The organism is Streptomyces sp. NPDC039609, assembly GCF_055596705.1.
This window is the reverse complement of record NZ_JBVIUJ010000013.1, coordinates 192,961-218,990: the sequence shown is the minus strand read 5'-3', so window position 1 is coordinate 218,990 and position 26,030 is coordinate 192,961. Positions and strand designations below refer to the sequence as shown.

27 protein-coding genes are annotated in these 26,030 nt (G+C 72.7%); 18 read left to right on the top strand and 9 right to left on the bottom strand.

Annotation, left to right across the window (positions count from 1 at the left end):
• Positions 1 to 125 precede the first annotated feature (125 nt).
• The 4 genes from ACZ561_RS32695 (at position 126) to ACZ561_RS32680 (ending at position 3,698) form a co-directional block, all read left to right on the top strand.
• Positions 126 to 1,493 (top strand): MFS transporter, encoded by a 1,368-nt coding sequence (locus ACZ561_RS32695; protein ID WP_471002022.1) that lies wholly within the window; start codon positions 126 to 128, stop codon positions 1,491 to 1,493.
• Between the two features lie 90 nt (positions 1,494 to 1,583).
• A complete protein-coding gene (locus ACZ561_RS32690; protein WP_471002018.1) occupies positions 1,584 to 2,063 on the top strand; it encodes a DUF2771 domain-containing protein in 480 nt (159 codons plus the stop codon).
• Positions 2,064 to 2,070: 7 nt separating this feature from the next.
• Positions 2,071 to 2,850: a futalosine hydrolase gene (locus ACZ561_RS32685; RefSeq protein ID WP_471002015.1), complete on the top strand. Its 780-nt coding sequence runs from the start codon at positions 2,071 to 2,073 to the stop codon at positions 2,848 to 2,850.
• Positions 2,847 to 3,698 (top strand): 1,4-dihydroxy-6-naphthoate synthase, encoded by an 852-nt coding sequence (locus ACZ561_RS32680; RefSeq protein WP_471002012.1) that lies wholly within the window; start codon positions 2,847 to 2,849, stop codon positions 3,696 to 3,698. The genes ACZ561_RS32685 and ACZ561_RS32680 overlap by 4 nt, the downstream gene beginning before the upstream one ends.
• 29 nt (positions 3,699 to 3,727) lie before the next feature.
• Here ACZ561_RS32680 and ACZ561_RS32675 read toward each other — a convergent pair whose 3' ends face one another.
• A complete protein-coding gene (locus ACZ561_RS32675) occupies positions 3,728 to 4,111 on the bottom strand; it encodes a cold-shock protein (RefSeq protein ID WP_308354918.1) in 384 nt (127 codons plus the stop codon).
• A 196-nt stretch (positions 4,112 to 4,307) separates the two neighbouring features.
• On the opposite strand from ACZ561_RS32675, the gene ACZ561_RS32670 reads away from it, so the two are divergent.
• Positions 4,308 to 4,577: a hypothetical protein gene (locus tag ACZ561_RS32670; protein ID WP_376433843.1), complete on the top strand. Its 270-nt coding sequence runs from the start codon at positions 4,308 to 4,310 to the stop codon at positions 4,575 to 4,577.
• Here ACZ561_RS32670 and ACZ561_RS32665 read toward each other — a convergent pair.
• Positions 4,574 to 5,203, bottom strand: coding sequence for an HAD family hydrolase (locus ACZ561_RS32665; protein ID WP_471002006.1), 630 nt, complete (start codon positions 5,201 to 5,203; stop codon positions 4,574 to 4,576). The genes ACZ561_RS32670 and ACZ561_RS32665 overlap by 4 nt on opposite strands.
• A gap of 104 nt (positions 5,204 to 5,307) precedes the next feature.
• Between ACZ561_RS32665 and ACZ561_RS32660 the strand changes: the two genes are divergently transcribed.
• From ACZ561_RS32660 to ACZ561_RS32650, 3 genes are read left to right on the top strand one after another with little or no spacing between them, the layout of a single operon-like run.
• The gene (locus tag ACZ561_RS32660) at positions 5,308 to 6,312 is read left to right on the top strand and encodes a FecCD family ABC transporter permease (protein WP_376433839.1); all 1,005 of its coding nucleotides are present in this window, start codon (positions 5,308 to 5,310) and stop codon (positions 6,310 to 6,312) included.
• Positions 6,309 to 7,364 carry a FecCD family ABC transporter permease gene (locus ACZ561_RS32655; RefSeq protein WP_471002001.1) on the top strand — a complete coding sequence of 352 codons (1,056 nt, stop codon included), beginning with the start codon at positions 6,309 to 6,311 and terminating at the stop codon, positions 7,362 to 7,364. Before ACZ561_RS32660 ends, ACZ561_RS32655 begins: the two co-directional genes overlap by 4 nt.
• Positions 7,361 to 8,179, top strand: coding sequence for an ABC transporter ATP-binding protein (locus ACZ561_RS32650; protein WP_471001999.1), 819 nt, complete (start codon positions 7,361 to 7,363; stop codon positions 8,177 to 8,179). The genes ACZ561_RS32655 and ACZ561_RS32650 overlap by 4 nt, the downstream gene beginning before the upstream one ends.
• Before the next feature lie 24 nt (positions 8,180 to 8,203).
• Here the strand turns inward: ACZ561_RS32650 and ACZ561_RS32645 are convergent, their stop codons facing one another.
• Positions 8,204 to 9,136: a hypothetical protein gene (locus ACZ561_RS32645; protein WP_471001995.1), complete on the bottom strand. Its 933-nt coding sequence runs from the start codon at positions 9,134 to 9,136 to the stop codon at positions 8,204 to 8,206.
• A gap of 63 nt (positions 9,137 to 9,199) precedes the next feature.
• Between ACZ561_RS32645 and ACZ561_RS32640 the strand changes: the two genes are divergently transcribed.
• Positions 9,200 to 11,875: a helicase-associated domain-containing protein gene (locus tag ACZ561_RS32640; RefSeq protein WP_471001991.1), complete on the top strand. Its 2,676-nt coding sequence runs from the start codon at positions 9,200 to 9,202 to the stop codon at positions 11,873 to 11,875.
• A 108-nt stretch (positions 11,876 to 11,983) separates the two neighbouring features.
• Positions 11,984 to 13,639 carry a DNA repair helicase XPB gene (locus ACZ561_RS32635; protein ID WP_471001988.1) on the top strand — a complete coding sequence of 552 codons (1,656 nt, stop codon included), beginning with the start codon at positions 11,984 to 11,986 and terminating at the stop codon, positions 13,637 to 13,639.
• A gap of 91 nt (positions 13,640 to 13,730) precedes the next feature.
• Here ACZ561_RS32635 and ACZ561_RS32630 read toward each other — a convergent pair whose 3' ends face one another.
• Entirely contained in the window at positions 13,731 to 13,904 is a 174-nt protein-coding gene (locus ACZ561_RS32630) for a hypothetical protein (protein ID WP_471001982.1), read from the bottom strand.
• Positions 13,905 to 14,156: 252 nt separating this feature from the next.
• On the opposite strand from ACZ561_RS32630, the gene ACZ561_RS32625 reads away from it, so the two are divergent.
• On the top strand, positions 14,157 to 16,193 hold the full coding sequence (locus tag ACZ561_RS32625; protein WP_471001979.1) for a HelD family protein: 2,037 nt from the start codon (positions 14,157 to 14,159) through the stop codon (positions 16,191 to 16,193).
• 4 nt (positions 16,194 to 16,197) lie between these two features.
• Here ACZ561_RS32625 and ACZ561_RS32620 read toward each other — a convergent pair whose 3' ends face one another.
• Both ACZ561_RS32620 and ACZ561_RS32615 read right to left on the bottom strand, forming a co-directional pair.
• Positions 16,198 to 16,893: an esterase/lipase family protein gene (locus ACZ561_RS32620; RefSeq protein ID WP_471001976.1), complete on the bottom strand. Its 696-nt coding sequence runs from the start codon at positions 16,891 to 16,893 to the stop codon at positions 16,198 to 16,200.
• 85 nt (positions 16,894 to 16,978) lie between these two features.
• The gene (locus ACZ561_RS32615) at positions 16,979 to 17,848 is read right to left on the bottom strand and encodes an aminoglycoside phosphotransferase family protein (protein WP_471001973.1); all 870 of its coding nucleotides are present in this window, start codon (positions 17,846 to 17,848) and stop codon (positions 16,979 to 16,981) included.
• Between the two features lie 82 nt (positions 17,849 to 17,930).
• Between ACZ561_RS32615 and ACZ561_RS32610 the strand changes: the two genes are divergently transcribed.
• A complete protein-coding gene (locus ACZ561_RS32610; protein WP_471001970.1) occupies positions 17,931 to 18,668 on the top strand; it encodes an SDR family NAD(P)-dependent oxidoreductase in 738 nt (245 codons plus the stop codon).
• Between the two features lie 94 nt (positions 18,669 to 18,762).
• Here ACZ561_RS32610 and ACZ561_RS32605 read toward each other — a convergent pair whose 3' ends face one another.
• Both ACZ561_RS32605 and ACZ561_RS32600 read right to left on the bottom strand, forming a co-directional pair.
• Positions 18,763 to 19,452 carry a copper homeostasis protein CutC gene (locus ACZ561_RS32605; RefSeq protein WP_471001966.1) on the bottom strand — a complete coding sequence of 230 codons (690 nt, stop codon included), beginning with the start codon at positions 19,450 to 19,452 and terminating at the stop codon, positions 18,763 to 18,765.
• Positions 19,453 to 19,503: 51 nt separating this feature from the next.
• Positions 19,504 to 20,481 (bottom strand): hypothetical protein, encoded by a 978-nt coding sequence (locus ACZ561_RS32600; RefSeq protein WP_471001963.1) that lies wholly within the window; start codon positions 20,479 to 20,481, stop codon positions 19,504 to 19,506.
• Between the two features lie 165 nt (positions 20,482 to 20,646).
• Between ACZ561_RS32600 and ACZ561_RS32595 the strand changes: the two genes are divergently transcribed.
• The 3 genes from ACZ561_RS32595 to ACZ561_RS32585 all read left to right on the top strand — a co-directional run bounded on the left by ACZ561_RS32595 (position 20,647) and on the right by ACZ561_RS32585 (position 23,767).
• Complete coding sequence (locus tag ACZ561_RS32595; RefSeq protein ID WP_471001960.1) at positions 20,647 to 20,931, top strand: cation transporter; 285 nt, start codon at positions 20,647 to 20,649, stop codon at positions 20,929 to 20,931.
• Between the two features lie 243 nt (positions 20,932 to 21,174).
• Positions 21,175 to 23,445, top strand: coding sequence for a heavy metal translocating P-type ATPase (locus tag ACZ561_RS32590; RefSeq protein WP_471001956.1), 2,271 nt, complete (start codon positions 21,175 to 21,177; stop codon positions 23,443 to 23,445).
• 40 nt (positions 23,446 to 23,485) lie between these two features.
• Positions 23,486 to 23,767, top strand: coding sequence for a metal-sensitive transcriptional regulator (locus ACZ561_RS32585; protein WP_015035316.1), 282 nt, complete (start codon positions 23,486 to 23,488; stop codon positions 23,765 to 23,767).
• 30 nt (positions 23,768 to 23,797) lie between these two features.
• On the opposite strand, the gene ACZ561_RS32580 is transcribed toward ACZ561_RS32585, so the two are convergent.
• Positions 23,798 to 23,953, bottom strand: a complete 156-nt coding sequence (locus ACZ561_RS32580; protein WP_471001953.1) for a hypothetical protein — start codon at positions 23,951 to 23,953, stop codon at positions 23,798 to 23,800.
• 138 nt (positions 23,954 to 24,091) lie between these two features.
• Here ACZ561_RS32580 and ACZ561_RS32575 point away from each other — a divergent pair, with 138 nt between their 5' ends.
• The 3 genes from ACZ561_RS32575 to ACZ561_RS32565 all read left to right on the top strand — a co-directional run bounded on the left by ACZ561_RS32575 (position 24,092) and on the right by ACZ561_RS32565 (position 25,983).
• Positions 24,092 to 24,469, top strand: coding sequence for a BlaI/MecI/CopY family transcriptional regulator (locus tag ACZ561_RS32575; RefSeq protein ID WP_329125474.1), 378 nt, complete (start codon positions 24,092 to 24,094; stop codon positions 24,467 to 24,469).
• A complete protein-coding gene (locus tag ACZ561_RS32570; RefSeq protein WP_376433803.1) occupies positions 24,466 to 25,377 on the top strand; it encodes a M56 family metallopeptidase in 912 nt (303 codons plus the stop codon). Before ACZ561_RS32575 ends, ACZ561_RS32570 begins: the two co-directional genes overlap by 4 nt.
• A gap of 126 nt (positions 25,378 to 25,503) precedes the next feature.
• Positions 25,504 to 25,983: a GNAT family N-acetyltransferase gene (locus ACZ561_RS32565; RefSeq protein WP_471001949.1), complete on the top strand. Its 480-nt coding sequence runs from the start codon at positions 25,504 to 25,506 to the stop codon at positions 25,981 to 25,983.
• Positions 25,984 to 26,030 lie beyond the last annotated feature (47 nt).

Here is a 26,030-nt window from a genome sequence, read left to right as displayed (position 1 = left end):
CGCCCACCTGCCCGCCCCAAGTGGCCCGTATCGCGGACTTCCCGACCACAATCACGCAGGGTTGGAGAGGGCCGCAGGGCCGCGCCAACGGTTCGTCCGGGACTGGTGTGGGGCACTATGACGGAGTGGCAGCCGCACGGTCGTCCGCACGATCCCACGATCATGCCGGGCCGCTCAGCCGAGCGGGCCGGGCGGTCGGGCGCGCCCTTCACCTGCCGTTCACCGGTACGGCGAAGGGGATCCGAAAGGCGACGCACGCGCACGGCGCGGGCGAGTCGGGTCTGGGAAAACTGATCGAGCTGCACGCCGTGAACGGCGCCGGCGACGTCATGATCACCGTCGCGCTCGCGTCCACCGTCTTCTTCTCCGTACCGACCGACGAGGCACGCGGCCGGGTCGCGCTCTACCTGGCGATCACGATGCTCCCGTTCACGCTCCTCGCCCCCGTGATCGGCCCGCTCCTGGACCGCATCCCGCACGGCCGCCGCGCCGCGATGGCCGGGGCGATGCTCACCCGGGCGGTCCTGGCGATCACCATGTCGGCGGCGGTGTCCACGGGCGGCCTCGAGCTGTACCCGGCGGCGCTGGGCGTGCTGGTGGCGTCGAAGGCGTACGGGGTGGTGCGCAGCGCCGTCGTGCCGCGTCTGCTGCCACCCGGCTTCTCCCTGGTCAAGGCGAACTCCCGGGTCACCCTCGCCGGCCTGCTGGCCACCGGCATCGCCGCGCCGATCGGGGCGGGGCTGCAGCAGGTCGGGCCGGCCTGGCCGCTGTACGGGGCGTGTGCGCTGTTCCTGCTGGGCGGGTACTGGGCGTTCCGGATGCCGCACAAGGTCGACTCGGCGAAGGGTGAGCGGCGCGCGCACCTGCTGACGCACGGCGAGAAGAAGCCGAGCCTGCGGACGGTGGGCCCGGCGGTGCTGCACGGGCTCCAGGCGAACGCGGCGCAGCGGATGCTGTCGGGGTTCCTGATCTTCTTCCTGGCGTTCCTGCTGCGCGAGCATCCGCTGCCGGGGCAGAGCGCGGCGGTGTCGCTGGCGATGGTGGCGGTGGCGGCAGGGGTGGGGAACGCGTGCGGGACGGCGGTGGGCTCGCTCCTGAAGGAGCGCGGCCACGCGCCGGAAGTGATCATCGCCACGATGATCACGACCGTGTGCGGGGCGGCGGTCCTCGCGGCCGTGTTCTTCAGCGGGGCGATGGTGGCGGTGCTGGGGGCGGTGGCGGGCCTGACGCAGGCGCTGTCGAAGCTGTCCCTGGACGCGCTGATCCAACGGGACGTGCCGGAGGTGGTCCGCACGTCGGCGTTCGCCCGCTCGGAGACGCTGCTGCAGATGTCGTGGGTGGTGGGCGGCGGGATCGGCATCTCGCTCCCGCTGAGCGGCCAGGTGGGTATGTGGGTCGCCGCGGCCATCCTGGGCCTGGGCGCCATCCTGGCCGTCCGCGGCCTCCTGACGGCGGCGCGGACTCCGGACGACAAGAAGGCGGAGGTGACATGACCCCCACCCGCAGGCGCGTGGTCGCACCGAAAACGCGGCGCGCCGCACCCCCGCGTGGCGGAGTCCGGTGGGCCCGATAGCCTTCGGGCCATGACCGTTGCGTTCTTCACCGGCTCGCGCCGCCGGGCCGCCGTCGCCCTCGGGGCCGTCTCCGCCGGGCTCCTCGTACTCTCCGCCTGCGACAAGCCGACTCCGCTCGCGACCCTGACGGTCGGGACCAAGTCGATCCACTCCGAGGCCGCCTGCTACAACGACGGCGACGCCATCAAGGAGTCGCAGATCCAGCAGTGCCTCAACAAGAAGGCCGAGAAGACCATCACGGTCTCCGCGGACGACAAGATCCGCTTCGGCGTCGACCCCTCGATCGCCGAGAACGGCTGGACGATCTTCCTCGGCGGCCAGAACGCCGAGCCGGAGCCCTACAAGAAGACGTACCGGACCATCCCGGCCAGCGCCTTCTTCTCCACCCAGACCGGCGAGGCCACCAACTCGACGCAGGTCACCATCGTCGAGAACGACGGCAAGAAGCTGACCGGCATCTGGCACTTCGAGCTGAAGAAGGACGCCTGATCCTCCGGTGCTCCTCCGGATCCTGATCGTGACGGCCGTGGCGGCGGAGGCGGACTCCGTCGCCCGGGGCTTCACGTTCGGCGGACCGGGCTCGGGCGAGTTCCCGCTGCCCGGCGGCTTCGTGCTGCGCCGCCACGCGGGTACGGGACCTGAAGGGCGACCCGCTGTCGTCGACGTGCTCGTCGGCGGCGTCGGCCCCGCCTCGACGGCCGCCGCCACCGCCACGGCCCTCGCACACGCCTCCGCCGCACACGACCCCGCCGCCGGTCCGCACGCGCCCTACGACCTCGTCGTCTCCGCCGGCATCGCCGGTGGGTTCCAGCCGCTCGCGCCCCTCGGCTCCGTCGTCGTCTCCGACGCCATCGTCTCCGCCGACCTCGGCGCGCAGACTCCCGACGGCTATCTGACCGTCGAGGAGCTCGGCTTCGGGCGGTCCTCGCACGCCGTGGACGCCACCCTCACCCGCCGGATCTCCGACGCCCTCACCCGGAACGAACGACCCCACACCGTCGCGCCCATGCTCACCGTCTCCACCGTGACCGGCACCGCCGAGCGCGCCGACGAGCTGGCACGGCGTCACCCGCGCGCCGCCGCCGAGGCGATGGAGGGCTTCGGCGTGGCCGAGGCCGCCGCCGCGTACGGCGTCCCCGTGGTCGAGATCCGCGCCGTCTCCAACGCCGTCGGCCCCCGCGACCGCGCCGCCTGGCGCATCGGCGAGGCCCTGGACTCGCTGCGGCACACGTTCCAGCTGCTCAGCACCACCGTCTTCGTGGAGCCCGCCCCATGACGCCCAAGCTCAAGATCGCGTACTCGCCCTGCCCGAACGACACCTTCGTCTTCGACGCCTGGGCCCACGGCCGCGTCCCCGGCGCCCCGCGCCTCGACGTGACGTTCGCCGACATCGACCTCACCAACGGCTGGGCCGAGGGCGACGACCCCGCGTACGACGTCCTCAAGGTCTCGTACGCCGTGCTGCCCTGGGTCCTCGACCAGTACGCGCTGCTGCCCTGTGGCGGCGCGCTGGGCCGCGGCTGCGGCCCCCTGGTGCTGACGCGGGAGCCGGGCGTGGATTTGACGGGGAAGACGGTCGCCGTGCCGAGCGAGCGCTCTACCGCGTATCTGCTCTTCCGGCTCTGGGCCGCCGACGTCGTCCCTGGCGGCGTGGGGAACGTCGTCGTGGTGCCGTTCCACGAGATCATGCCCGCCGTGCGCGACGGGAAGGTCGACGCGGGGCTCGTCATCCACGAGGCCCGGTTCACCTACCAGAACTACGGCCTCCACGCGCTGGCCGACATGGGCGCGCACTGGGAGGACACCACCGGTCTGCCGATCCCGCTGGGCGCGATCATCGCCCGGCGCTCGCTCGGCCCGGACATGCTGCGGCGCCTCGCCGACGCGGCCCGCGCATCCGTACGGATGGCGTGGGACGACCCGGCCGCCTCGCGCCCGTACGTACTCGAGCACGCGCAGGAGATGGATCCCAAGGTGGCCGATCAGCACATCGGTCTCTACGTCAACGAGTTCACGGCCGACCTCGGCGAGGCCGGCTACGCGGCGGTCCGCGGGCTGCTCACGCGCGCCGCGGCCGAGGGGCTCGTACCACCCCTCGGCCCGGACGCACTGGCGTTCCCGTAACCCTGACGGGCCACCTCCGACGGCCCGCCTCAGACGTCGAGCTGGTCCGCGACCGCCCGCAGCAGGCCGGCGATCTTGGCGCCCTGCGCCTTGTCGGGGTAGCGGCCCCGCTCGAGCATCGGGGTGATGTTCTCCAGGAGCGTCGTCAGGTCCTGCACGATGGACGCCAGTTCGTCGGGCTTACGGCGCTGCGCCGCGGCGACGGAGGGCGTCGGGTCGAGGACCGTCACGGACAGCGCCTGGTCGCCGCGCTGACCCGCGACCACCCCGAACTCCACGCGCTGCCCCGGCTTGAGGGCGTCGACTCCGGCAGGGAGCACCGACGAGTGGACGAACACGTCGCCGCCGTCGTCCCGGGAGAGAAAGCCGAAGCCCTTCTCACTGTTGAACCATTTGACCTTGCCGGTAGGCACGTCTGTCCTTGTCCTCGTACTCGATGGATACGCCGGGAATCCGGCTCTGGATACCAACTACAGCGGGCGCCCGACCTCCCTCGAGCTCTCGACTCCACTCGAGCAGGGGACCCCCAGGCGCCAAGGCTAATGGGCTTCGGGCTGGTGACAAGACGTCGCCGGTTTGTTCCTCCGGCCTGGGAACTACCCTGGCCGAATGCGTAGTGAAACCCCTTCCGCCCTGTCGGACGACTCCGCGCCGGGTGATGGTCTCGTCCGGGCCGGTGCGATTGTCTTCATCGTCGGCGCGGTGGCCACGCTGGTCACGGTGGCCCCGCTGTTCCTGGGCACCGACCCGTTCCCGCCGATCGCGTACGCGGTGTGCATGCTGATGGGCGTCGGATTCCTGGTCGCGGGCGCCGGGGTGCTGCGCTCGATCGCGGCGCAGCGTCGCCAGGCGAAGCCGGCCGCGACCGGCGGCAACTAGCCGCAGTACGCCTCCCACCAGGCACGGAACTCGGTCAGGTCGGGCAGGACGACGTCCGCGCCCGCCGCGCGCAGCTCCGCCTCGTCGCACGGTCCGGTCGCCACGGCCACCGACACGGCGCCCGCGGTCGCGGCACCGCGTACGTCTCCGGTGTGGTCGCCGACGTACACGCCCGCGGAGTGCTCGCGCAGCGCCTCCGCCTTGCCCTCGGCCCACAGGCCGCCGATGACGGCGTCGGGGTCGATGCCGAGGTGGGTGAGGTGCAACTTGGCGTGCGGCTCGTTCTTCGCGGTGACGACGATGGTCCGGCCACCCGCCTCACGAACGGCTTGAATCGCATCCCGCGCGCCGGCCATCGCCGGCGACGGCTCGATCGCGTACGTCGGGTAGAGCGCGCGGTACTGGGCCACCCGCTCCTCGATCTCCGCCTCCGGGAACCAGTGCGCCAGCTCGTGCTCCAGCGGCGGCCCGAGCCGGGAGACGGCCAGGTCCGCGTCGATCTCCACGCCGACCTGGGCGGAGAAGGCCTCGTACGTGGCCTTGATGCCGGGGCGGGAGTCGATCAGCGTCATGTCCAGGTCGAAGCCGACGGTCAGCGGAGGGCGAGAGAGAGTCATGGGTGACATTGTGCCCGGGTGTTCGAATAGGGCCGCTGCTTAGACTGAGCCAAGCCTTACCGAAGTCGGCTCGCCGAAGTCGACGTCACACCCGCACCTCCCGATGGGCCTCGATGACAGCCGCACTCCCTTCCAGACGCGTCCTCGCCACCGTCGCCGCCGTCATCGCCCTCCTCGTCGCGATCCTGCTGAGCCTCGCCGTGGGCGCCCGGGCCATCGCCCCGTCCACGGTCCTCGACGCGCTGCTGCACGGCGGGACGAGCGACGACGCCGAGGTCGTACGGCAGATGCGGGTGCCCAGGACCCTGATCGGGCTGATGGTCGGCGCCGCCCTGGCCCTGGCCGGTACCGCCCTGCAGGGCATCACCCGCAACCCGATCGCCGACCCCGGCATCCTCGGCATCAGCCAGGGCGCCTCGGTGGGCGTGGTCTTCGCGATCGCCTTCGCCGGGGTGCACACGCTGACGGGGTACGTGTGGTTCGCCTTCGCGGGCGCGGCCCTCGCCTCGGTCGCCGTCTACGCGATCGCCTCCAGCGGGCGCGGCGGGGCGACGCCGGTGAAGCTGGCGCTCGGCGGCGCCGCGATCAACGCGCTGCTGCTGTCGGTGACGACCGGGATCCTGACGACCAGGGCGTCGGCGCTGGACGAGTTCAGGTTCTGGCAGATCGGCTCGCTGGACGGGCGGGACGCCGAGGTCGTCGGGCAGATCTGGCCGTTCCTGCTGGTCGGCGCCGTGCTCGTGGTGTCCGTCGCCCGTGGCCTGGACGCGCTGGCGCTGGGCGAGGACGTGGCGAAGGGGCTCGGTCAGCGGGTCGCGACCGTACGGATCGTGGGCGGTGTCGGGGCGACCGTGCTGACCGGCGCGGGGGTCGCGGCAGCCGGTCCGATCGCGTTCGTCGGCCTCGCGGTGCCGCACATCGCCCGCGCGATCGTGGGCAGCGACCACCGCTGGGTGCTGCCGATGGCAGCGCTCGTGGGGCCCGTGATGCTGCTGGTGTCGGATGTGATCGGGCGGGTGCTCTTCCCGCCGGGCGAGGTCCCGGCGGGTGTGATGACGGCGCTCATCGGGGTGCCGTTCCTGGTGACGCTGGTGCGCCGGAAGGCGGTGCCGGCATGACGACGACGTCGGTACGTCCTGCCGGGTACGGAGTCGTACGCGCCGGAGCGGGATCGTTCCTGCTCCACCGGCGCTCGGCGTTCGTGGCCCTGGGCCTGGGGGCGGTCCTCGCGGCGGTCTGCGTCGCGTACCTCTGCGTCGGCGAGAAGTTCGTGGCACCGGCCGAGGTCCTGAAGGTGGTCTTCGGGCAGGAGTCCCGGTCCACGTTCGTCGTCGAGGAGCTGCGGATGCCGCGGCTCGCCGTCGGGCTGATGGTCGGCGCCGCGTTCGGGATCGCGGGCGCCCTCATCCAGACCGTCGCCCGCAACCCGCTCGCCAGCCCCGACATCATCGGCATCAGCCAGGGCGCGGGCGCGCTGACGGTCGGCGCGATGACCTTCGGTCTCACCTCGTACACCGTCCTGCCGTACCTCTCGATCGTCGGCGGCATCGCGGCCGCCGCGCTCGTGTACGTCTTCGCCTGGCGCGGTGGGCTGCACGCGACGCGGTTCGTGCTCATCGGGATCGGGTTCGCGATCGCGCTGCGCTCGCTGATCACCCTGTTCATGACCAAGGGCGACTACCTGGTCGCCCAGCAGGCCCAGATCTGGATGACGGGTTCGCTCAACGGGCGTGGCTGGGACGAGGCCGCGCCGATCCGCTGGACGCTGATCGTGCTGCTCCCGGCGATCCTGTGGGCCGCCCGCGCGCAGCGGACCGTCTCCCTGGACGACGACACGGCGACGGCGCTGGGGGTCTCGCTCGGGCGGATCCGGCTGGGGCTCGTGTTCGTCGGCGTCGTGCTCGCGTCGGTGGCCACGGGGGTGGCGGGGCCGGTCGACTTCGTGGCGCTGCTCGCGCCGCAGATCGCCCGGCGGATGACGCGTACGGCGCAGATCCCGCTGCTGTGCTCGGCCCTGACGGGGGCGTTCATCGTGGTCCTCGCCGATCTGCTCGGCAAGCGGCTGTTCTCGCCGACCGAACTGCCGGTGGGTGTCCTGACGGCGGCGGTCGGCGCCCCGTATCTGATCTGGCTCATCGTCCGGAGCCGAAGCGTGGGAGGAAAGTCGTGAGTCGGCTGACCGCGCGCGAGCTGACGCTCGCGTACGAGGACCGTACGGTCGTGAAGGACCTGGACCTCGCCGTCCCGGACGGCAAGGTGACCGTGATCGTCGGCCCGAACGCGTGCGGGAAGTCGACGACGCTGCGGGCGCTCGGGCGGCTGCTCAAGCCGGCGGGCGGCGCGGTGCTGCTGGACGGGGAGTCGCTGGCGAAGCTGCCGACGAAGCGGATCGCGCAGTCGATCGGGCTGCTGCCCCAGACCCCCGTCGCGCCGGAAGCGATCACGGTCGCCGACCTCGTCTCGCGGGGGCGTCAGCCGCACCAGGCGTGGTGGAAGCAGTGGTCGGAGGCGGACGAGCGGGCGGTCGTGGAGGCCATGGCCTCCACGGACGTCGCCGCGCTGGCCGACCGGTCGGTGGACGAGCTGTCGGGCGGTCAGCGGCAGCGGGTCTGGATCGCGATGGCGCTCGCGCAGGAGACGGACCTGCTGCTGCTGGACGAGCCGACGACGTATCTGGACATCGCCCACCAGGTGGAGGTCCTGGACCTGGTGCGCCGCCTGAACGTGGCGCGGGGCCGGACGGTCGTGGTGGTCCTCCACGACCTGAACCAGGCGGCGCGGTACGCCGACCACCTGGTCGCCATGAAGGCGGGCCAGGTGGTGGCGGAGGGCGCGCCGGCGGACGTGGTGACGGCGGACCTGGTCCGCGACGTCTTCGGCCTGAAGTCGGTCGTCGTCCCGGACCCCGTGACGGGGTCACCGCTGGTGGTCCCGGGGGCGCCGTGGGGAGCGGACGCACCCGAACTCAACACGATCGGCGCCTGACACGAGCGCCCGCACGCGGCGCCGTCAGGTGTGGCGGCGTGACCGCCACAGCAGGAACAGGGCCGACGCTATCGCCGCGCCCTTCAGGCTCCACGGCCATGTCTCCGAGATCGCCGCGCCCATCGCCTCGCCGCCCCGTGCGACCGGGGCGCCCCAGCGGCCCTCCACTCGGCCCCAGAGCCAGACCGCGCCCGCCGTGGCCGCAAGGCCCGGGAGGACGACGACGGCCCACTGGATCTCGGCACGGGAGAGGCGACGGGAGGCGTAGGCGAGGAGCCAGCCCAGGGCCAGGGGCACCAGGGAGCCGAAGACGGCCCCGCCGAGCAGGAGCAGCGCGGCCAGGAGCAGGAAGGGGCTGCCCAGGCGGAAGCGGCGGGCCGGTACGGCCTCTTCGGTGTCCGCCCCCACGGCCGGGCGGCGCAGCACCCGGCGCCAGCCGCGCCTCGGCGCCTCCGGCTCCCCCGGCTTCTCCTCCTCGTCCTCCACCGGCGGCTTCAGCAGCTCCGGGATCTCCACCCCGCCCCGGAACCCGGGCACCAGGTCGTCCCCCGGCCGCGGCTCCGGTGTGTCGTCGTCCAGGCTCCACCAGTCCGGTTCGGTGTCGGCCGCCCCGACTTCGTCCGTGCCCGCCAGGTGGGGAGGGGCCGCGCCCGGCGTGGGCCGCGGCGGCGCCTCGCTCTTCTTCCGCGACCGCCCGCGCTGCTGCTCCGGCAGCTTCGGTACCGGCGCGACCCCCGCCGCCCCGTCCACCACCTCGTCCGGCGTGCCCAGCGCGTCGAGGATGCCGCGGATCGCGGTCGGACTCTCCTGGCCGTACGTGGCGCGCCGACGGTCGATCTCGCTCCGCAGCATCGACACGAGCCGCATCCTCGTGCTCGACGGAAGCTGCCTCTGCTGCGCCAGATCGCCGACCCGGCTCAGATAGTCGAAGACCAACTGGTCGCTCTCGATCCCCACAGTGCCCCTCCACAGCCGGTACGCCCCGACGTTAGCGCCCGCGCAGGGGCTAACGTGGGGCGGATGGGGATCGGTGAGCTCGATCGGGAGGCGCACGTGCCCGGAGGAACTGGCGCCGCCGCAGCGCCGCGCACGCTTGCGGAGGCGCTGCGCGCGCGGGGCGACGAAGGGCTTGCCGCGCTGCTGCGGGCGCGCCCGGATCTGCTCTCCCCCGTACCGAACGATCTGACGCAGCTCGCCACCCGGGCCGGCACCCGCGGCTCCGTCGTCCGCGCGCTCGAACGGCTCGACCGGTTCACTCTCCAGACCGCCGAGGCGCTTGCCGTGGCCCCGGACCCCGCCTCGTATTCCGTACTCCTCGCCCTGCTCAGCGGCGACGACGGCGACCCGGGCATCGAGGCGGCGCTGCCGCGCGCGGTGGAGGTGCTGCGCGAACAGGCCCTGGTCTGGGGCGACGACGACCGGCTGCGGCTGGTGCGGACCGCGCGTGAACTGCTCGCGCCGTCGCCGCAGCACCCGTCCCCGACCGGCCTCGGCCCGACCGTCTCCGAGTGCACGGCCGGCATGTCGCCCGGCCGGATCCAGGAGATCATCGCGGCGGCCGGGCTGCCCGCGACGCACGACCCGGTCTCGGCGGTGGCGGCGCTGACGGAGCTGTTCACCGACCGGGACCGGATGGGCGCGCTGCTCGACACGGCGCCGCCGGAGGCGCTGGCGGTGCTCGACCGGCTGGTGTGGGGTCCGCCGTACGGAGAGGTGACGGCGAACCCGGCCCCGCCGGTGCGATGGCTGCGCGACCGCGGTCTGCTGCTGCCGGCCTCGACGCGCACGGTCGTGCTGCCGCGCGAGGCGGCGCTGCATCTGCGGGGCGGACGGGCCCACCGCGCGCCGGAGCCGCACGCACCGGAGCTGTCCGTCCTGCGCGAATACCGTCCCCAGGTTGTGGACAGCGCGGCGGCCGGCCAGGCGTACACGGCGCTGTCGACGGTCGAGGAGCTGTTGAAGGGCTGGGACCAAGGCGGTCCCTCCGTACTGCGCTCGGGCGGTCTGGCGGTACGGGACCTCAAGCGGACGGCCGGAACGCTGGACGTCTCGGAGCAGGTCGCGGCGTTCTGGCTGGAGCTCTGTTACGGGGCGGGGCTGCTGGCCTCGGACGGCGAGGCGGACGAGCGGTACGCGCCGACGCCCGCGTACGACGACTGGCTCGACCTGCCCGCGGCCGAGCGCTGGGCGGGGCTCGTCACGGCCTGGCTGCTGGGGACGCGTGCTTCCGGCCTGGTCGGCGGCCAGGACGCCAAGGGGCGTGCGCTGTCCACGCTGGGTCCGGACCTCGACCGGGGCGCGGCGCCCGAGGTCCGGCGACGGGTCCTCACCCTGCAGGCGACGCTGCCGCCGGGCTCGGCGGCGGACCCGGAGGCCCTGCTGGCGCGACTGCGGTGGGAACGGCCGCTGCGGGGCGCGGGCCGTACCGGTTCTCCCGGGGACACGGAAGCGGGGCGGGGCCCGAGCAGCGGCTCCGGCACCGCGTACGGCACGGGCACTTCCGCCGCGTACGGCACGGGCGCGCCCGCCGGCCGAAGCGCCGCCACCGGCCCCTCGTACGGGCCCGGCACCGGCGCCTCCCCCGCCGATCTCCGCTCCCGGCTCGCCCTGTGGACGCTCTCCGAGGCCGAGATGCTCGGGATCACCGGACGTGGAGCCCTGGCCTCGCCCGCCCGGGCGCTGCTCAACCTGCCGCTCGCCGAGGCCGCGACCGAGCCCGTGGTCGTCCACGGCGTCGAGCTGTCCGTCGCCGCCGCCCGGGCCGCGACCCTGCTCGCCCCGCTCCTCCCCGAACCCGTCGACCATGTCCTGCTCCAGGCCGACCTCACCGCCGTCGCGCCCGGGCCTCTCCAGCGACCGCTCGCCCATATGCTCTCCGTGCTCGCGGACGTGGAGTCGAAGGGTGGTGCGACGGTCTACCGGTTCACGCCCGGCTCGGTGCGCCGCGCGCTCGACGCCGGACGCAGCGCCTCCGACCTGCACGACTTCCTGACCGCGCACTCCCGTACGCCGGTTCCGCAGCCCCTCGCCTATCTCATCGACGACGTGGCGCGGAGACACGGCCATCTGCGGATCGGCGCCGCCTCCGCCTATGTGCGCTGCGACGACGACGCTCTCCTCGGCGAGATCCTCGCCGACAAGCGGTCCGCGTCGCTGCGGCTGCGCCGCCTCGCGCCGACCGTGCTCGCCTCGCAGACGGACCCGGCGGCGCTGCTCGACGGCCTGCGGTCGATGGGGTACGCCCCGGCCGCCGAGTCCGCGGAGGGCGACGTCCTGATCACCCGCGCCGACGCCTACCGCACGGGCGCCCGCACCGCGCCCGTTCCCGTCCCGGACGGCCCGCCCGTCCCGGACGCGACCCTGCTCGGCGCGGCGGTCCGCGCGATCCGGGCCGGGGACCTCGCCTCGACGGCCGTCCGCAAGGAGCGCCCCGAGGGCGCCCCGGTCGTCGCCGGCGAACTCCCCCGGACCTCCCCGGCAGAGACCCTGGCCACGGTCCAGGCCGCCGCAATGACCGGCTCCGCCGTCTGGATCGGCTATGTGAACGCGGAGGGCGCGGCGAGCCAGCGCGTCATCGCCCCGGTCCGGGTGGAGGGCGGCTTCGTGACGGGCTACGACCACACGGCGGACGAAGTCCGCACGTACCCCCTGCACCGCATCACCGGCGTCGCGGAACTGGCGGACGACCAGGTCTGACCGCCCTGAGGACCGGCCCCAGGCACCCTTGGCCGGTCCTCAGGCACACTGGATGTTTGGCCGCTGCGGAATCCCCGGCGCGGTACGGCGGGAAGGACCTGATCAGGCGTGAACGGACCACTCATCGTCCAGAGCGACAAGACACTGCTCCTGGAAGTCGACCACGAGCAGGCCGAGGCCTGCCGCCGTGCCATCGCGCCCTTCGCCGAACTGGAGCGGGCGCCCGAGCACATCCACACGTACCGCGTGACCCCGCTCGGCCTGTGGAACGCCCGCGCCGCCGGGCACGACGCCGAGCAGGTCGTCGACGCGCTGGTCGAGTTCTCCCGCTACCCCGTGCCGCACGCGCTCCTCGTGGACGTCGCCGAGACCATGGCCCGCTACGGCCGGCTCACGCTCTCCAAGCACCCCACCCACGGCCTCGTCCTCACCACCACCGACCGGCCCGTCCTGGAGGAGATCCTTCGCTCGAAGAAGGTCCAGCCGCTGGTCGGCAACCGGATCGACCCGGACACCGTCGCCGTGCACCCCTCCGAGCGCGGGCAGATCAAGCAGACGCTCCTGAAGCTGGGCTGGCCGGCCGAGGACCTCGCCGGGTACGTGGACGGCGAGGCGCACCCCATCGAGCTCGCCGAGGACGGCTGGGCGCTGCGCCCGTACCAGAAGCAGGCCGTCGAGGGCTTCTGGCACGGCGGCTCCGGGGTCGTCGTACTGCCCTGTGGCGCGGGAAAGACGCTGGTCGGCGCCGGTGCGATGGCGCAGGCGAAGGCCACCACGCTGATCCTGGTGACGAACACCGTCTCGGCCCGTCAGTGGAAGCACGAGCTGGTGAAGCGGACCTCGCTGACCGAGGAAGAGATCGGTGAGTACTCCGGTACGAAGAAGGAGATCCGTCCGGTCACCATCGCCACGTACCAGGTCCTGACGACCAAGCGGAAGGGCATCTACCCGCACCTGGAGCTCTTCGACTCCCGCGACTGGGGTCTGATCGTCTACGACGAGGTGCACCTGCTGCCCGCGCCGGTCTTCAAGTTCACCGCCGATCTCCAGGCCCGGCGGCGGCTGGGGCTCACGGCGACCCTCGTCCGGGAGGACGGGCGCGAGTCGGACGTGTTCTCGCTGATCGGCCCGAAGCGTTTCGACGCGCCGTGGAAGGAGATCGAGGCGCAGGGGTACATCGCGCCCGCCGACTGCGTCGAGGTCCGGGTCAATCTCACGGACTCCGAGCGGCTCGCGTACGCGACGGCGGAGCCGGAGGAGAAGTACCGGTTCTGTGCGACGACGGCGACGAAGCGGAAGGTGACGGAGGCCCTGGTGAAGAAGTTCGCCGGGCAGCAGACCCTCGTCATCGGCCAGTACATCGACCAGCTGGACGAGCTCGGCGAGCATCTGAACGCGCCGGTCATCAAGGGCGAGACGTCGAACGCGCAGCGCGAGAAGCTCTTCGACGCGTTCCGCGAGGGCGAGATCAGCGTGCTGGTCGTCTCGAAGGTCGCGAACTTCTCGATCGACCTGCCCGAAGCGACGGTCGCGATCCAGGTCTCGGGCACCTTCGGCTCGCGCCAGGAGGAGGCACAGCGCCTCGGCCGGGTGCTGCGGCCGAAGGCCGACGGCCACCAGGCGCACTTCTACTCGGTGGTCGCGCGCGACACCATCGACCAGGACTTCGCGGCGCACCGCCAGCGGTTCCTGGCCGAACAGGGGTACGCGTACCGGATCATCGACGCCGACGAGCTGATGGCGGGCGAGGCGCCGCCGGCGTAACGGGCTCACCGAAGACCCCATGCCGAGGGCCCCGGGCGAGGTCGGGCGGAGTCGATCCGGACGCCGGTGCCGCGGGGAGTCGTTCGGGCGCTCAGCCTGCCCTTCCCGCGTACTGGGGACGGGGGTTGCGCACCCCCGCCTCCTCCTCGTGGACGCCGAGCAGGACGACGTTCACCGCGGCGCCGCCGAAGGCGCGTATCGCGCGCACGGCGAAGGTGAGGCGGCGGGAGTGGGGGACACCGGGGTTCAGGGTCGCTGTGGTCATGAGTCCATGATGGATTTCGGACATTCCGAACACATCGGCCCGGGGGTGGAACCCGGGTCCCCCTCCAGTCGGATCCTGTCCCCTACGGGTCCCTCCTCCGTCGGGCGCCCGGGAAATCCATTCGCCCACGACCGGAGCCGGAAGCTAGAATCTCCGACTTCCCCGCCTCCCTCCGTGGAGTGGAGTGCTGCCGCCCGGTCGGAAACCGGCGGCCGCCCAGTCATGTCTGTTTGCGCACTCGGAGGCACCGCCATGTCCGCTCAGGACGACGCTCTCGACCCCCTCGCGCGCGAGCGCGCCCATCTCGCCGGGTCGCGCGCCGCGCTGCGCGCGATGCGCGAGGACGCGGAGTCGCTCGACATCAGGGACGTCACCGCGAACTGGGTCAACGCCGTCGTCCTGCAGGCGCAGATCGACGACCGGATCAAGTCGCTCGCCGACCTCGCGCACACCCCGCTGTTCTTCGGCCGGCTCGACTACCTGCACACCACGCAGGAGGGGCAGCGCTTCTACATCGGCCGGCGGCACGTCCACGACGCGCAGGGCGACCCGATGGTGATCGACTGGCGCGCGCCGGTCTCGCAGCCGTTCTACCGGGCGTCGAAGAAGGACCCGCAGGACGTCGGGCTGCGGCGCAGGTTCGGTTACACGGGCGGCGAGCTCACCGCGTACGAGGACGAGCACCTCTCCGACCCCGGCGAGCTGGAGCGGACGAGCAGGCTGCTCCAGGCGGAGATCGAACGCCCGCGCGTCGGTCCGATGCGGGACATCGTCGCCACCATCCAGCCCGAGCAGGACGAGATCGTCCGGTCCGGGCTCTCCGGCACGGTCTGTGTGCAGGGTGGCCCGGGCACCGGCAAGACGGCCGTGGGTCTGCACCGGGTCGCGTACCTCCTCTACGCCCACCGGGAGCGGCTGGCGCGCACCGGCACGCTCGTCATCGGACCGAACCGGTCCTTCCTGCACTACATCGAGCAGGTCCTGCCCGCGCTGGGCGAGTTGGAGGTCAAGCAGGCGACCGTCGACGACCTCGTGGCGCATGTCGAGGTGCGGGGGACGGACGAGGCGGCGACGGCGGTCGTCAAGGGCGATGCGCGGATGGCGGAGGTGCTGCGGCGCGCGGTGCGCTCGCACGTCACGCTGCCCACCGAGCCCCTGATGGTGGTGCGCGGCTCCCGCCGCTGGCGGGTGCCCGCGTACGAACTGGAGGAGATCGTCCGCGAGTTGCTGGACCGGGACATCCGCTACGGCGCCGCCCACGAGGCGCTCCCGCAGCGCATCGCGCACCTGGTCCTGGTGCGGATGGAGCAGGCGGGCGAGGCCCCGGACGACCGTGTGCAGAACGCGGTGGCGCGGAACGCGGCGGTGAAGGCGGCCGTGAAGGCGGTCTGGCCTGCGGTCGACCCGGCGAAGCTGGTGCTGCGGCTGCTGAGCGACGCCGACTTCCTGGCGGAGCACGCGGAGGGGCTGCTGTCGGCGGACGAGCAGAAGCTGCTGCTGTGGGCGAGGCCCGCGCGCTCGGTGAAGTCGGCGAAGTGGTCCGCGGCGGACGCGGTCCTGATCGACGAGGCGAAGGACCTGGTGGAGCGCACACACTCGCTCGGGCACGTGGTCCTGGACGAGGCGCAGGACCTGTCGCCGATGCAGTACCGCGCCGTCGGCCGCCGCTGCACGACGGGCTCGGCGACGATCCTGGGCGACCTGGCGCAGGGCACGACCCCGTGGGCGACGGAGAGCTGGGCCCAGGCGCTGGGGCACCTGGGGAAGCCGGAGGCCGTGGTGGAGGAGCTGACCGCCGGTTTCCGTGTGCCGCGCGAGGTCATCGCGTACGCGTCGAGGCTGCTGCCCCACATGTCCCCGGGCCTGGCCGCCGTCGAGTCGGTCCGTGAGAACCCGGGCTCGCTGACGGTCCGGCGCACCGAGGCGGAGGCCCTGGACGCGGCGGTGGTCGCGGCCTGTACCGAGTCGCTGCGGCACGAGGGCTCGATCGGCCTGATCGCCGCCGACGCCCGGATCGCCCCGCTCGCCGAGGCGCTGACGGCGGCGGGGCTCGTGTACCTCGCCCCGGGCGAGGAGACGACGGCCGACTCCCGCCTGACCCTGGTCCCGGCCTCCCTGGCCAAGGGCCTGGAGTACGACTACGTGGTCCTGGACGACCCCGCGGCGGTGGTGGACGGCGAACCGGACGAACGAACGGGACTGCGGCGGCTGTACGTGGCGCTGACGCGTGCCGTGTCGGGGCTGACGATCCTTCATTCTTCGCCGCTGCCGGAGCAGTTGAACCCGTAGCGGGTCAGGAGCGGAGGAAGGCGCGGACGCCCTGGGAGACACCGTCGTCGCCGAGGAGGGCGTTGTGGTCGAGGCAGCCCGCGGCGTTGTTCGTGGCGCCGGTGAGCGGGACGCTGTTGTCGGGGTTGACGACCTCGTCGCAGTTCGACCACCACGTGGCGTAGCGGACGGCGCCGGGCGTCTCGTCGCCCTCCGCGAGCTTCTTCTGGACGTAGGAGTTCGGGGTCATGTCGCGGCAGGCCTGGTCCCACAGCGCGCAGGCCCACGCGGTGCTGGTGCCGTGGTTGGGGCCGGCGAGCGACACCCAGCGGGCCACGGAGGACCGGCCCGCGCCGTCGAACTTCACGTACCAGCGGGTGACGAGGCTGCCGAAGGAGTGGGAGACGAGGTCGACCTGGCTCGCGCCGGTCTGCCGCTTGACGTTGTCGACGTACGCGGCGAGCTCGTCGGCGATGACCTCGTTGACGGACCGGTGGGTGTCGTAGCCGAAGGAGTACAGCTCGGCGTCCGTGTACCCGTCGGCCTTGAGGTCCTCGCGCAGACCGCCCCAGACGCCGGGGTCCGCGTTGTAGCCGTGCACGAAGACGACGGGTGTGCGGGCTGCCGCCGCGGTCCCGTCGGCCCGTGCGGCCGCGGCCGGGACGAGCAGGGACGCGATGATCGCGAGCAGCGGGACGATCCTGACACGGAGACTCAACACGCTTCCCCCTACGAGGTGTTACGCACGAGTAGTCAGGGGCATGGTGGGGTCTGCGGGCCGTGAAGAACAGCCCCGTGCGCGAACCTCACGCGCCGGACTCGAACTCCGGGAGCGCCTGGGTCCACGAGCGGTGCGCCACGGCGGCCAGGACGGGGTTCGTGACCCGGTAGTAGTGCTCCGTCACCAGGCCCCAGCCCAGCGCCCAGCCCCGGCCCCGCGCCCAGGTCGCGTCGTCGACGCGGGCGGCCTCCCGGAACAGCGGGCGGGTCTCGGGGGTGAGCAGCGTCCAGGCGGCCATCATGTCGCAGGCCGGGTCGCCGGTGCCGACCCCGCCGAAGTCGATGACGGCGCTGAGCCGGCCCTCCCGGGTCAGCAGATTGCCGGGCAGCAGGTCGCCGTGGACCCAGACGGGTTCGCCGTCCCACTGCGGAAGGCGCAGGACCGAGTCCCAGGCCGCGGCCGCGGCGGCGCCGTCGACCGTACCGTCGGCGCCGAGGTCGCGGATGGCCCGGTCGATGTAGTCGCCCGTCCACTCGGTGACATGGCCGCCCCGGAAGGACTTCGGGCCGCCGGTGGCGTCCACGCCCCGCAGCGCCACGCCGAAGCGACCCAACTCCACGGCGGCGTGGGCGAGATCGTCGATCGGCGCGTCGAAGGCGTTGGCACCGTCGAGCCAGCCGTACACCGACCAGGGCGAGTCGAAGCCCTCCCCCGGCGCCCCCTTGCCCAGCGGAACGGGCACCGCCAGCGGAAGGTGCGGGGCGAGGTGCGGCAGCCAGCGCTGCTCCTTGGCCACGCCCCCGGCGTTGTCGGCGGTCTTCGGCAGCCGGACCACCATCGCGTCGCCGAGCCGGAACATGTCGTTGTCCGTACCGGCCGACGGCACCTGCGTGACGGGCAGCTCCGCCCACTGCGGGAACTGGGCGGCGATGAGTCTGCGCACGAGGTCGATCATGGCGGGGAGCGTAGCCAGCGGCCTTGCGGCGGGCCATCGAATTACGGTGGGGGCGGCGCGACCGCGAGAAGGGTGGAACACCATGTCCCGTACGACCGTCGTCACCGGCGGAAGCCGTGGGATCGGCGCGGCGACCTGTGTACGTCTGGCCGCCGAGGGGCACGACCTGGTGCTCGGGTACGTACGCGATGCCGGTGCCGCGGAGGAGACGGCGCGGGCGGTCCGGGCGGCGGGCGCGCGGTGTGTCGTGGTGCGGGCGGACACCTCGGACGAGGCGGACGTGGAGCGGCTCTTCGACACGGCCGAGGCCGAACTCGGCCCGGTGACCGGCCTGGTCAACAACGCGGGGGTGACGGGACCGCTGGGCCGCCTCGCGGACGCCACGACGGAGGACCTGCGGCGGGTGGTGGAGGTCAACCTCCTGGGATACCTGCTGTGTTGCCGCCGCGCCGCCCGCGACATGGCCGCGCACGGAGGCGGCGCGATCGTGAACGTCTCCTCCGCCGCCGCCACGCTCGGCAGCCCCGGCGACTACGTCCACTACGCGGCGACGAAGGCGGCGACCGACGCGCTGACCGTGGGCCTGTCGAAGGAGCTCGGCCGGGACGGCATCCGGGTCAACGCGGTCGCCCCGGGCATCGTCGAGACCGACATGCACGCGACGATGGGCGACCCGGACCGCCCGGCGAAGGCGGCCGCCACGATCCCCCTGGGCCGCCCGGGCCGCCCCTCGGAGATCGCGGCGGCGGTGGCGTGGCTGCTGTCCGAGGACGCGTCGTACACGTCGGGCACGGTCCTGAGGGTCGCGGGCGGGCGCTGACCCGCGAGGGCGCCGCACGGGCGGGCCCCCAACGCCTGGAGGGGGTTGGGAGCGGTGCGGGGCCGGCTCCCGCACCGCCCCCCGACGTCGTGCGTTACGCGTCCAGCGCCTCGCGCCAGAGGCGGACCGCGGACGGTGACACCGGGGCCGTCCAGCCGTTCGGGCGGGCCGCGCCGCCGATGTGGAAGGCGTCGACGCCGGCCGCGCGCAGCTCCGGGAGGTGGTCGAGGCGGAGGCCGCCGCCGACCAGGAGCTGGGGCTCGTAGCCCGGTTCGCCCGCGCGCGCGGCCTCGGCCTTGAGGACGGGCAGGCCGTCGTCGACGCCGGTCGCCGCGCCCGCCGTGAGGTAGGTGTCGAGGCCAGGCAGATCCGCGAGCTGCTTACGCAGGGTGTCCCGGTGCGCCGCGCGGTCGATGGCCCGGTGAAAGGTCCAGCGGCAGCCGTCGATGATGGCGATCAGCCGCTCGACCGCCACCAGGTCCGGATCGCCCTCCGCCGTCAGGAAGCCGAGCACGAACTCGTCCGCGCCCGCCTCCCGGAGGTCGGAGGCGCGCGACACCAGCGCTTCGATGTCGCCGGCCGCGAAGCCGTCGGCGAGTCTGAGCATCACGCGCAGAGGAATGTCCACGGCGGCACGGATCGCCTCGAAGGCGGTGCGGGACGGGGTCAGCCCGTCCGCCGCCATGTCGGTGACCAGTTCGAGGCGGTCCGCCCCGCCGGCCTGGGCGGCGACCGCGTCCTCCGCGTCGAGGGCGATCACCTCAAGGACTGCACGGTTGCTCATCGAGCCCATTCCTCCATGAATGACGACTACAGGTCTAGTCCAATAACCAGCCTAGCCGTGCGTGTGGCCTCCCGCATCGTGCGAGGCCTCATCCGCCCCTGCCGTCGCCTGGACCGCGTGCACCGTGAAGGCCGCCGTGCGCACCTTTCCGCCGTGCTGGAAGTCCAGGAACAGGCGGTACGCCCCCGCGCTCGGCGCCGTGGCCGTGAAGGAGACGTCCGGGCCGGGCCCGCCCTCGTTCGGATGGACGTGCAGGTAGGCGAGGTCTCCGTCGCGCAGGGCGACGAGGTGGCCGTACGCCCCGAGGTACGGCTCCAGGTCGTCGACCGGTTTGCCGTTCTTGCTGACCGTGAGCCTCAGCTCACCCGCCCTGCCCGGGGCGAGGGTGCCGCCCAGCGCGACCTCGTAGCCGTCGACGGTCGCGGTCCGCGTGGCGGCGGGCAGCGGCTGGGGCGCGTAGGCACCCGGTACGGACAGGTCCACGCCCAGCGTCACGCCCTTGGCGTTCTTCCCCGCGGGCTTGAAGTCGGCGAAGGCCTTGTAGCCGCCCGCGGCGGGCAGGTCGACCGGTGTCGACCAGGTCCCGTCGGCCGCGCGCACCGGGTGCAGATGGCGGTAGACCGTGAGGTCCCGCGAGGCCACGATGAAGTGCAGTTCCTTGCCGTGCTCGGTGGTGTACGCGGTGACCTTCCTGCCCCCCGCGTCCTTGACGGAGAACCTGAGCACGCTCTTGCCCCGGTCCGGCTTCGGCGTCTCCATGACCAGTGTGTAGCCGCCCTCGGAGACCTGGAGGCCGCCGGCGGCGGGCGCGTTCGCGGCACCCTCCTCGTGACCGGCGTGCCCACCGGTGCCGTCCGTCTTCGTGCCGTCCGCCTGCGCGCCGCCCGGCTTCTCGGCGGCCACGTGCTCCCCGTGCGCGGCCTTCGCCGGCTCGTCCACGGGGCCGACGCCCGCGCCGACCCCGTAGGCGGTCCCGAAGGTCGCGGCGAGCGCGGCGGCGAAGGCGGTGATCTTCACTCCGGTGTTCATGGCAGCTCTCCCGTACGTGAGTAACCGTTCGATGCACTTCACCATACCCCTGGGGGGTATCAAGTCAAGTCGAGGAGACGCTTGCACGGAATACGGCAGGGGGGTATACATGGAATCAGAAACAGATACCCCCCGAGGGTATCTGGACCCAACAAGGAGGAAGAGATGAGTTCCTGCTGTACTCCTGACGGCAGCTGCTCGACCGACGCCGGCGAGGCCACGACCGCCGTCGCCGACAGCACCGCCACCGTCTACGCCGTGTCGGGCATGACCTGCGGACACTGCAAGACCGCGATCACCACCTCCGTCTCCGCGCTCGCCGGCGTCATCTCCGTGGATGTCGACGTCGCCGGCGGACTGGTGACCGTGACCACCGGCGGCGCGCCCGACGACGCCGCGATCGCCGCCGCCGTCGACGACGCCGGCTACGAGCTCACCGGCCGCGCCTGACCGTCCGGCCCGAGCCCCACCCCGGCCGCCGGGGCCCGTCCGTCCATGGGCCCCGGCCCCCGCCAAGAAACTTCGAGGGTGCGGCAGCCACACGAAGGCGAGTGAGCCGAAGGACGCCCGCGGGTGTCGAACGGGAGAACACGCGCAGCCCCCGAGGGACGAGGGGCGAGCACGATCGACCGTCGACGCGCGCAAGGGGGCGTCCGGAGGCGAACCGAGCCCCAGGAAAGAGGTTTGCAGGAAGTGACAACGAGCATTCCGGGCGCCGCCCAGGTCGAGCTCGCCATCGGCGGTATGACCTGCGCCTCGTGCGCGGCCCGAATCGAGAAGAAGCTCAACCGCATGGACGGGGTCGAGGCCACCGTCAACTACGCCACCGAGAAGGCGAAGGTGACCTTCGACGCCGACGCCGACATCTCCGTCGCCGATCTGATCGCCACCGTCGAGGCCACCGGCTACACCGCCCAGGAGCCCGCTCCCCCGAAGGCGGAGTCCGGCGGCGAGGACGGGCCCACCGACGAGGAGAAGGCCGACGAGGAGCTGCGGCCGCTCAAGCAGCGGCTCATCACCGCCGTCGCCCTCGCCGTCCCCGTGATCGTGATGGCCATGGTCCCGGCGCTGCAGATCGAGTACTGGCAGTGGCTCAGCCTCACCCTCGCCGCGCCGGTCGTCGTCTACGCCGCCTGGCCCTTCCACAAGGCCGCCTGGACCAACGCCAAGCACGGCGCGGCCACCATGGACACGCTGATCTCGGTCGGCACGATCGCCGCGTTCCTCTGGTCCCTGTGGGCGCTGTTCTTCGGAACCGCCGGTACGCCGGGCATGACGCACCCCTTCGAGTTCACGATCGCCCGCACCGACGGCGCCGGGAACATCTACCTGGAGGCCGCGGCAGGCGTCACCGCCTTCATCCTGGCCGGGCGCTACTTCGAGGCCCGCTCCAAGCGCAAGGCGGGCGCGGCGCTCAAGGCGCTGATGCAGCTGGGCGCCAAGGAGGTCACCGTCCTGCGCGGAGGCCGCGAGGTCACCGTTCCGACGGCCGAACTCCAGGTCGGCGACCGCTTCCTGGTCCGCCCCGGCGAGAAGATCGCCACCGACGGCACCGTCGTCGAGGGCTCCTCCGCCGTCGACGCCTCCATGCTCACCGGCGAGTCCGTGCCGGTCGAGGTCTCCGTCGGCGACTCCGTCACCGGCGCCACCCTGAACGCCGGCGGCCGGCTCGTCGTCGAGGCCACCCGCGTCGGCGCCGACACCCAGCTCGCCCGGATGGCCAAGCTGGTCGAGGACGCCCAGAACGGCAAGGCCGCCGCCCAGCGCCTCGCCGACAGGATCTCGGCCGTCTTCGTACCCGTAGTCATCGCGCTCGCGCTCGGCACCCTCGGCTTCTGGCTCGGCACCGGCTCCGGACTGACCGCCGCGTTCACCGCCGCCGTCGCCGTACTGATCATCGCCTGCCCCTGCGCCCTGGGCCTGGCGACCCCGACCGCGCTCATGGTCGGCACCGGCCGCGGCGCGCAGCTCGGCATCCTCATCAAGGGCCCCGAGGTCCTGGAGACCACCCGCAAGGTCGACACCATCGTCCTGGACAAGACGGGCACCGTCACCACCGGCCGGATGACCCTCATCAAGGTCCACACCGCCGACGGCGTCGACGAGACCGACGTCCTGCGGCTCGCGGGCGCCTTGGAGCACTCCTCCGAGCACCCCATCGCCCAGGCCGTCGCCACCGGCGCCGCCGCCAAGGTCGGTACCCTCCCCACCCCCGAGGACTTCGCCAACATCCCCGGTCTCGGCGTGCAGGGCGTGGTCGAGGGCCACGCCGTCCTCGTCGGCCGCGAGAAGCTGCTCGAGGAGTGGGCGATGGAGCTCCCCGGCGGCCTCGGGGCCGCCAAGGACGAGGCGGAGAAGGCGGGCAGGACGGCCATCGCGGTCGCCTGGGACGGTGAGGCGCGCGCGGTCCTGGAGGTCGCCGACGCCATCAAGGAGACCAGCCCCGAGGCCATCAGGCGGCTGCGCGCGCTCGGTCTGACCCCGATCCTGCTGACCGGTGACAACAAGGCCGTCGCCGAGTCCGTCGCCGCCGAGGTCGGCATCGACGAGGTCATCGCCGAGGTCATGCCGCAGGACAAGGTCGATGTCGTCAAGAAGCTGCAGGCCGAGGGCCGTTCGGTCGCCATGGTCGGCGACGGCGTCAACGACGCCGCCGCTCTCGCCCAGGCCGACCTGGGCCTGGCGATGGGCACCGGCACGGACGCCGCCATCGAGGCCGGCGACCTGACGCTCGTACGCGGGGACCTGCGCGCCGCGGCCGACGCGATCCGGCTCTCCCGCAAGACGCTCGGCACGATCCGCTCGAACCTGTTCTGGGCCTTCGCCTACAACGTGGCCGCCCTGCCGCTCGCCGCGGCGGGTCTGCTCAACCCGATGATCGCGGGGGCCGCGATGGCCTTCTCCTCGGTCTTCGTGGTCGGCAACAGCCTGCGCCTGCGCGGCTTCCAGGCAGCCGACCGCTGACTCACCGCCGACATCCCTGCGGACACCCGAGGAGACCTCCGTGGCCGGTTACGGACAGCACAAGGAAGACATCATCAGGCGCCTGCGGCGCATCGAGGGCCAGGTCCGGGGCGTGCAGCGGATGGTGGACGAGGACGTCTACTGCATCGACGTGCTGACCCAGGTCTCCGCCATCAACGCGGCCCTCCAGTCCTGCGCCGTGGCCCTCCTGGACGAGCACCTCAGCTGCTGTGTCACCGAGGCGATCGCCCAGGGCGGGGACCAGGCGAAGGTGAAGGTGGGCGAGGCCTCCAAGGCGATCGCCCGGCTGATCAGGACGTAGGCCCCGGAGACGTACGCCTCCGTGAGGGGATCAACCGCCCTTGTTTGAAGGGCAGTCGGCGGACAGCGTGATGCTCAGGCGAAGACAGAGCCCGAGCACCTGCCGGAGGAGCGTCAGCTCCACCGAACCGGGCGGACCGGGGCCGCAGACCTTCGCGCAGGGGCGGTTCTTCATGAGGGTCGACATCCCGCCATCGTACCCCTGGGGGGTATATCTTCGCAGGATGGACGGCCCGTACGATGGGCCGCCCGTGGCCCTGCCCGGTTGATCAGGCCGGAGCCCGGCATGATCGACCGGGCAGGACCTGAGGGGGAGGGGATGCGCGTGCGCCGGCTGGGAGAGCTGGAGGCCGAGATCATGGACCGACTGTGGGCCTGGCAACGGCCCGCCACGGTCCGCGAGATCGTCGACGACATCAATCTGGGGCGCCGGGTCGCCTACACGACGGTGATGACGGTGGCGGACATCCTCCACCGCAAGGGCTGGCTCCGCCGCGAGAAGGCGGGCAGGGCCTGGCTGTACGAACCGGTCCGCGGCCGCGAGGAGTACACCGCGGCCCTGATGCAGGACGCCCTCGGAGACAGCGCCGACCGGCCGGCCGCGCTGCTGCGCTTCGTGGAGACCATCTCCGACGAGGACATGGCGGCCCTCGACGCGGCGCTCCGCTCCGCCCGACGCGCCCAGGGCGGGGAGCTCGGGTGAACCACCACCTCCTGCCACCGCTCGGCCTCGCCCTCTCCTCCGGGCTGCTCATCCCCTGGCTCCTGGCACGCGCCCGCTGGGCCCAGCAGGTGCCCCGACTCGCCCTGGCGGTCTGGGCGGTGAGCGGCGCGGTGTTCGCCGTCTCGACCGCGCTCCTCGCCGCCCACCTGACCCTGCCGGCGGACAGCAGCCACCGGCTGAGCGACGTCTATCTCGGGCTCGAGATCCCCGCCCCCGAGCGGCTTCTGACCCTCACCGGCCGCGAACGACTCGCCCTGACCCTGGGCCTCGTCGTGCTCGCGCTGCCGGTCGCCGGATACGTACGGGAGCTGCTGCGGGCCCGGCGGGCCCGGCTGCGGCACGCGAGAGTGCTGCGCCTGGTCGGGCGGTACGACCCGGCGATCCGGGCCACCGTGCTCGACCACGCGCGACCGGCCGTCTACTGCCTGCCCGGCAGCTCACGCCGTGTCGTCGTCTCTTCGGGAGCCGTGGACACGCTCACCGAGGCCCAGTTGGCGGCGGCGCTCGCGCACGAGCGGGCTCACATCACCGGCCGCCACCATCTTCTCGTCGCGGCGGCCGAAGCGTTCGCGGCGGTGTTCCCGCGACTCCCCCTCGCGCGGCACGGCGGGACCGCCGTACCGCTGCTGCTCGAAATGACGGCGGACGACCGGGCGTTGCGGCGCTGCACGCGTGACGCACTGGCCACCGCGCTGTACGCCCTCGCCTCGGGCCAGGCACCCCGCGAGGCGTTCGCGGCGGGCGGGCCGTCGGCGGCGCTGCGGATGCGCCGCATCCTCGCTCCGCACAGCGCGGGACATCCCGTACTGCGAGGGTTGTCGACGGTCGCCGCCGGAGGTCTCGCGGTCGCGCCGCTGATCATCGCCTGTTGTTCCTTCCCCAACTAATTGACTCGGTTCAGTCCCTATTTACTAAGTGAATTCGTAGATTTCACATCGGTCACATCGGACTGAATTCCCGGCTATTGTGGGTATGTTGACGCTCGGGCTCGGCACGTCGAAGGGTACGGACCAATGCAGCTGGCTGACGTGCGGACGGCGGCTGCCGCCGACGCGACGACGATATCCAGACTGCTGGCGGCCGCCATTCGGGGTAGTTACGACGGAATCCTCGGTGAAATCCCGGTGCGTCGACTGATCTCCACGCAATGCGCACTCCCCCGTATCCGAGCGGAAATTGAAATTCCCGGTGGCGCGCCCGGCTGGCTCGGCTGGCTGGTGGCCACCGACACGGACGGCACGGTCGTCGGCGCGGCCGCCGGCGGGGTCCCGGTCCCGGGCGAGGGCGAACTGTACGCGCTGGCCGTCGCGGAGGGTTCGCGCCGACGGGGCATCGGCTCGGCGCTCCTCGCGGCGACGACGGACCGCATGAAGGGGTTCGGCGCCGGCGAACAGCGCGTGAGCCTCCCGACGGAGAGCGACCCGTCGCTCCCCTTCTACGAGACGCGCGGCTTCACCCCGCTGACCCCCACGCGCCTGGCCCGCGGGGTCTGACGCACACTCCAGCCCCCTCCCGCGGACACCCCTGGCAGATCAACGCC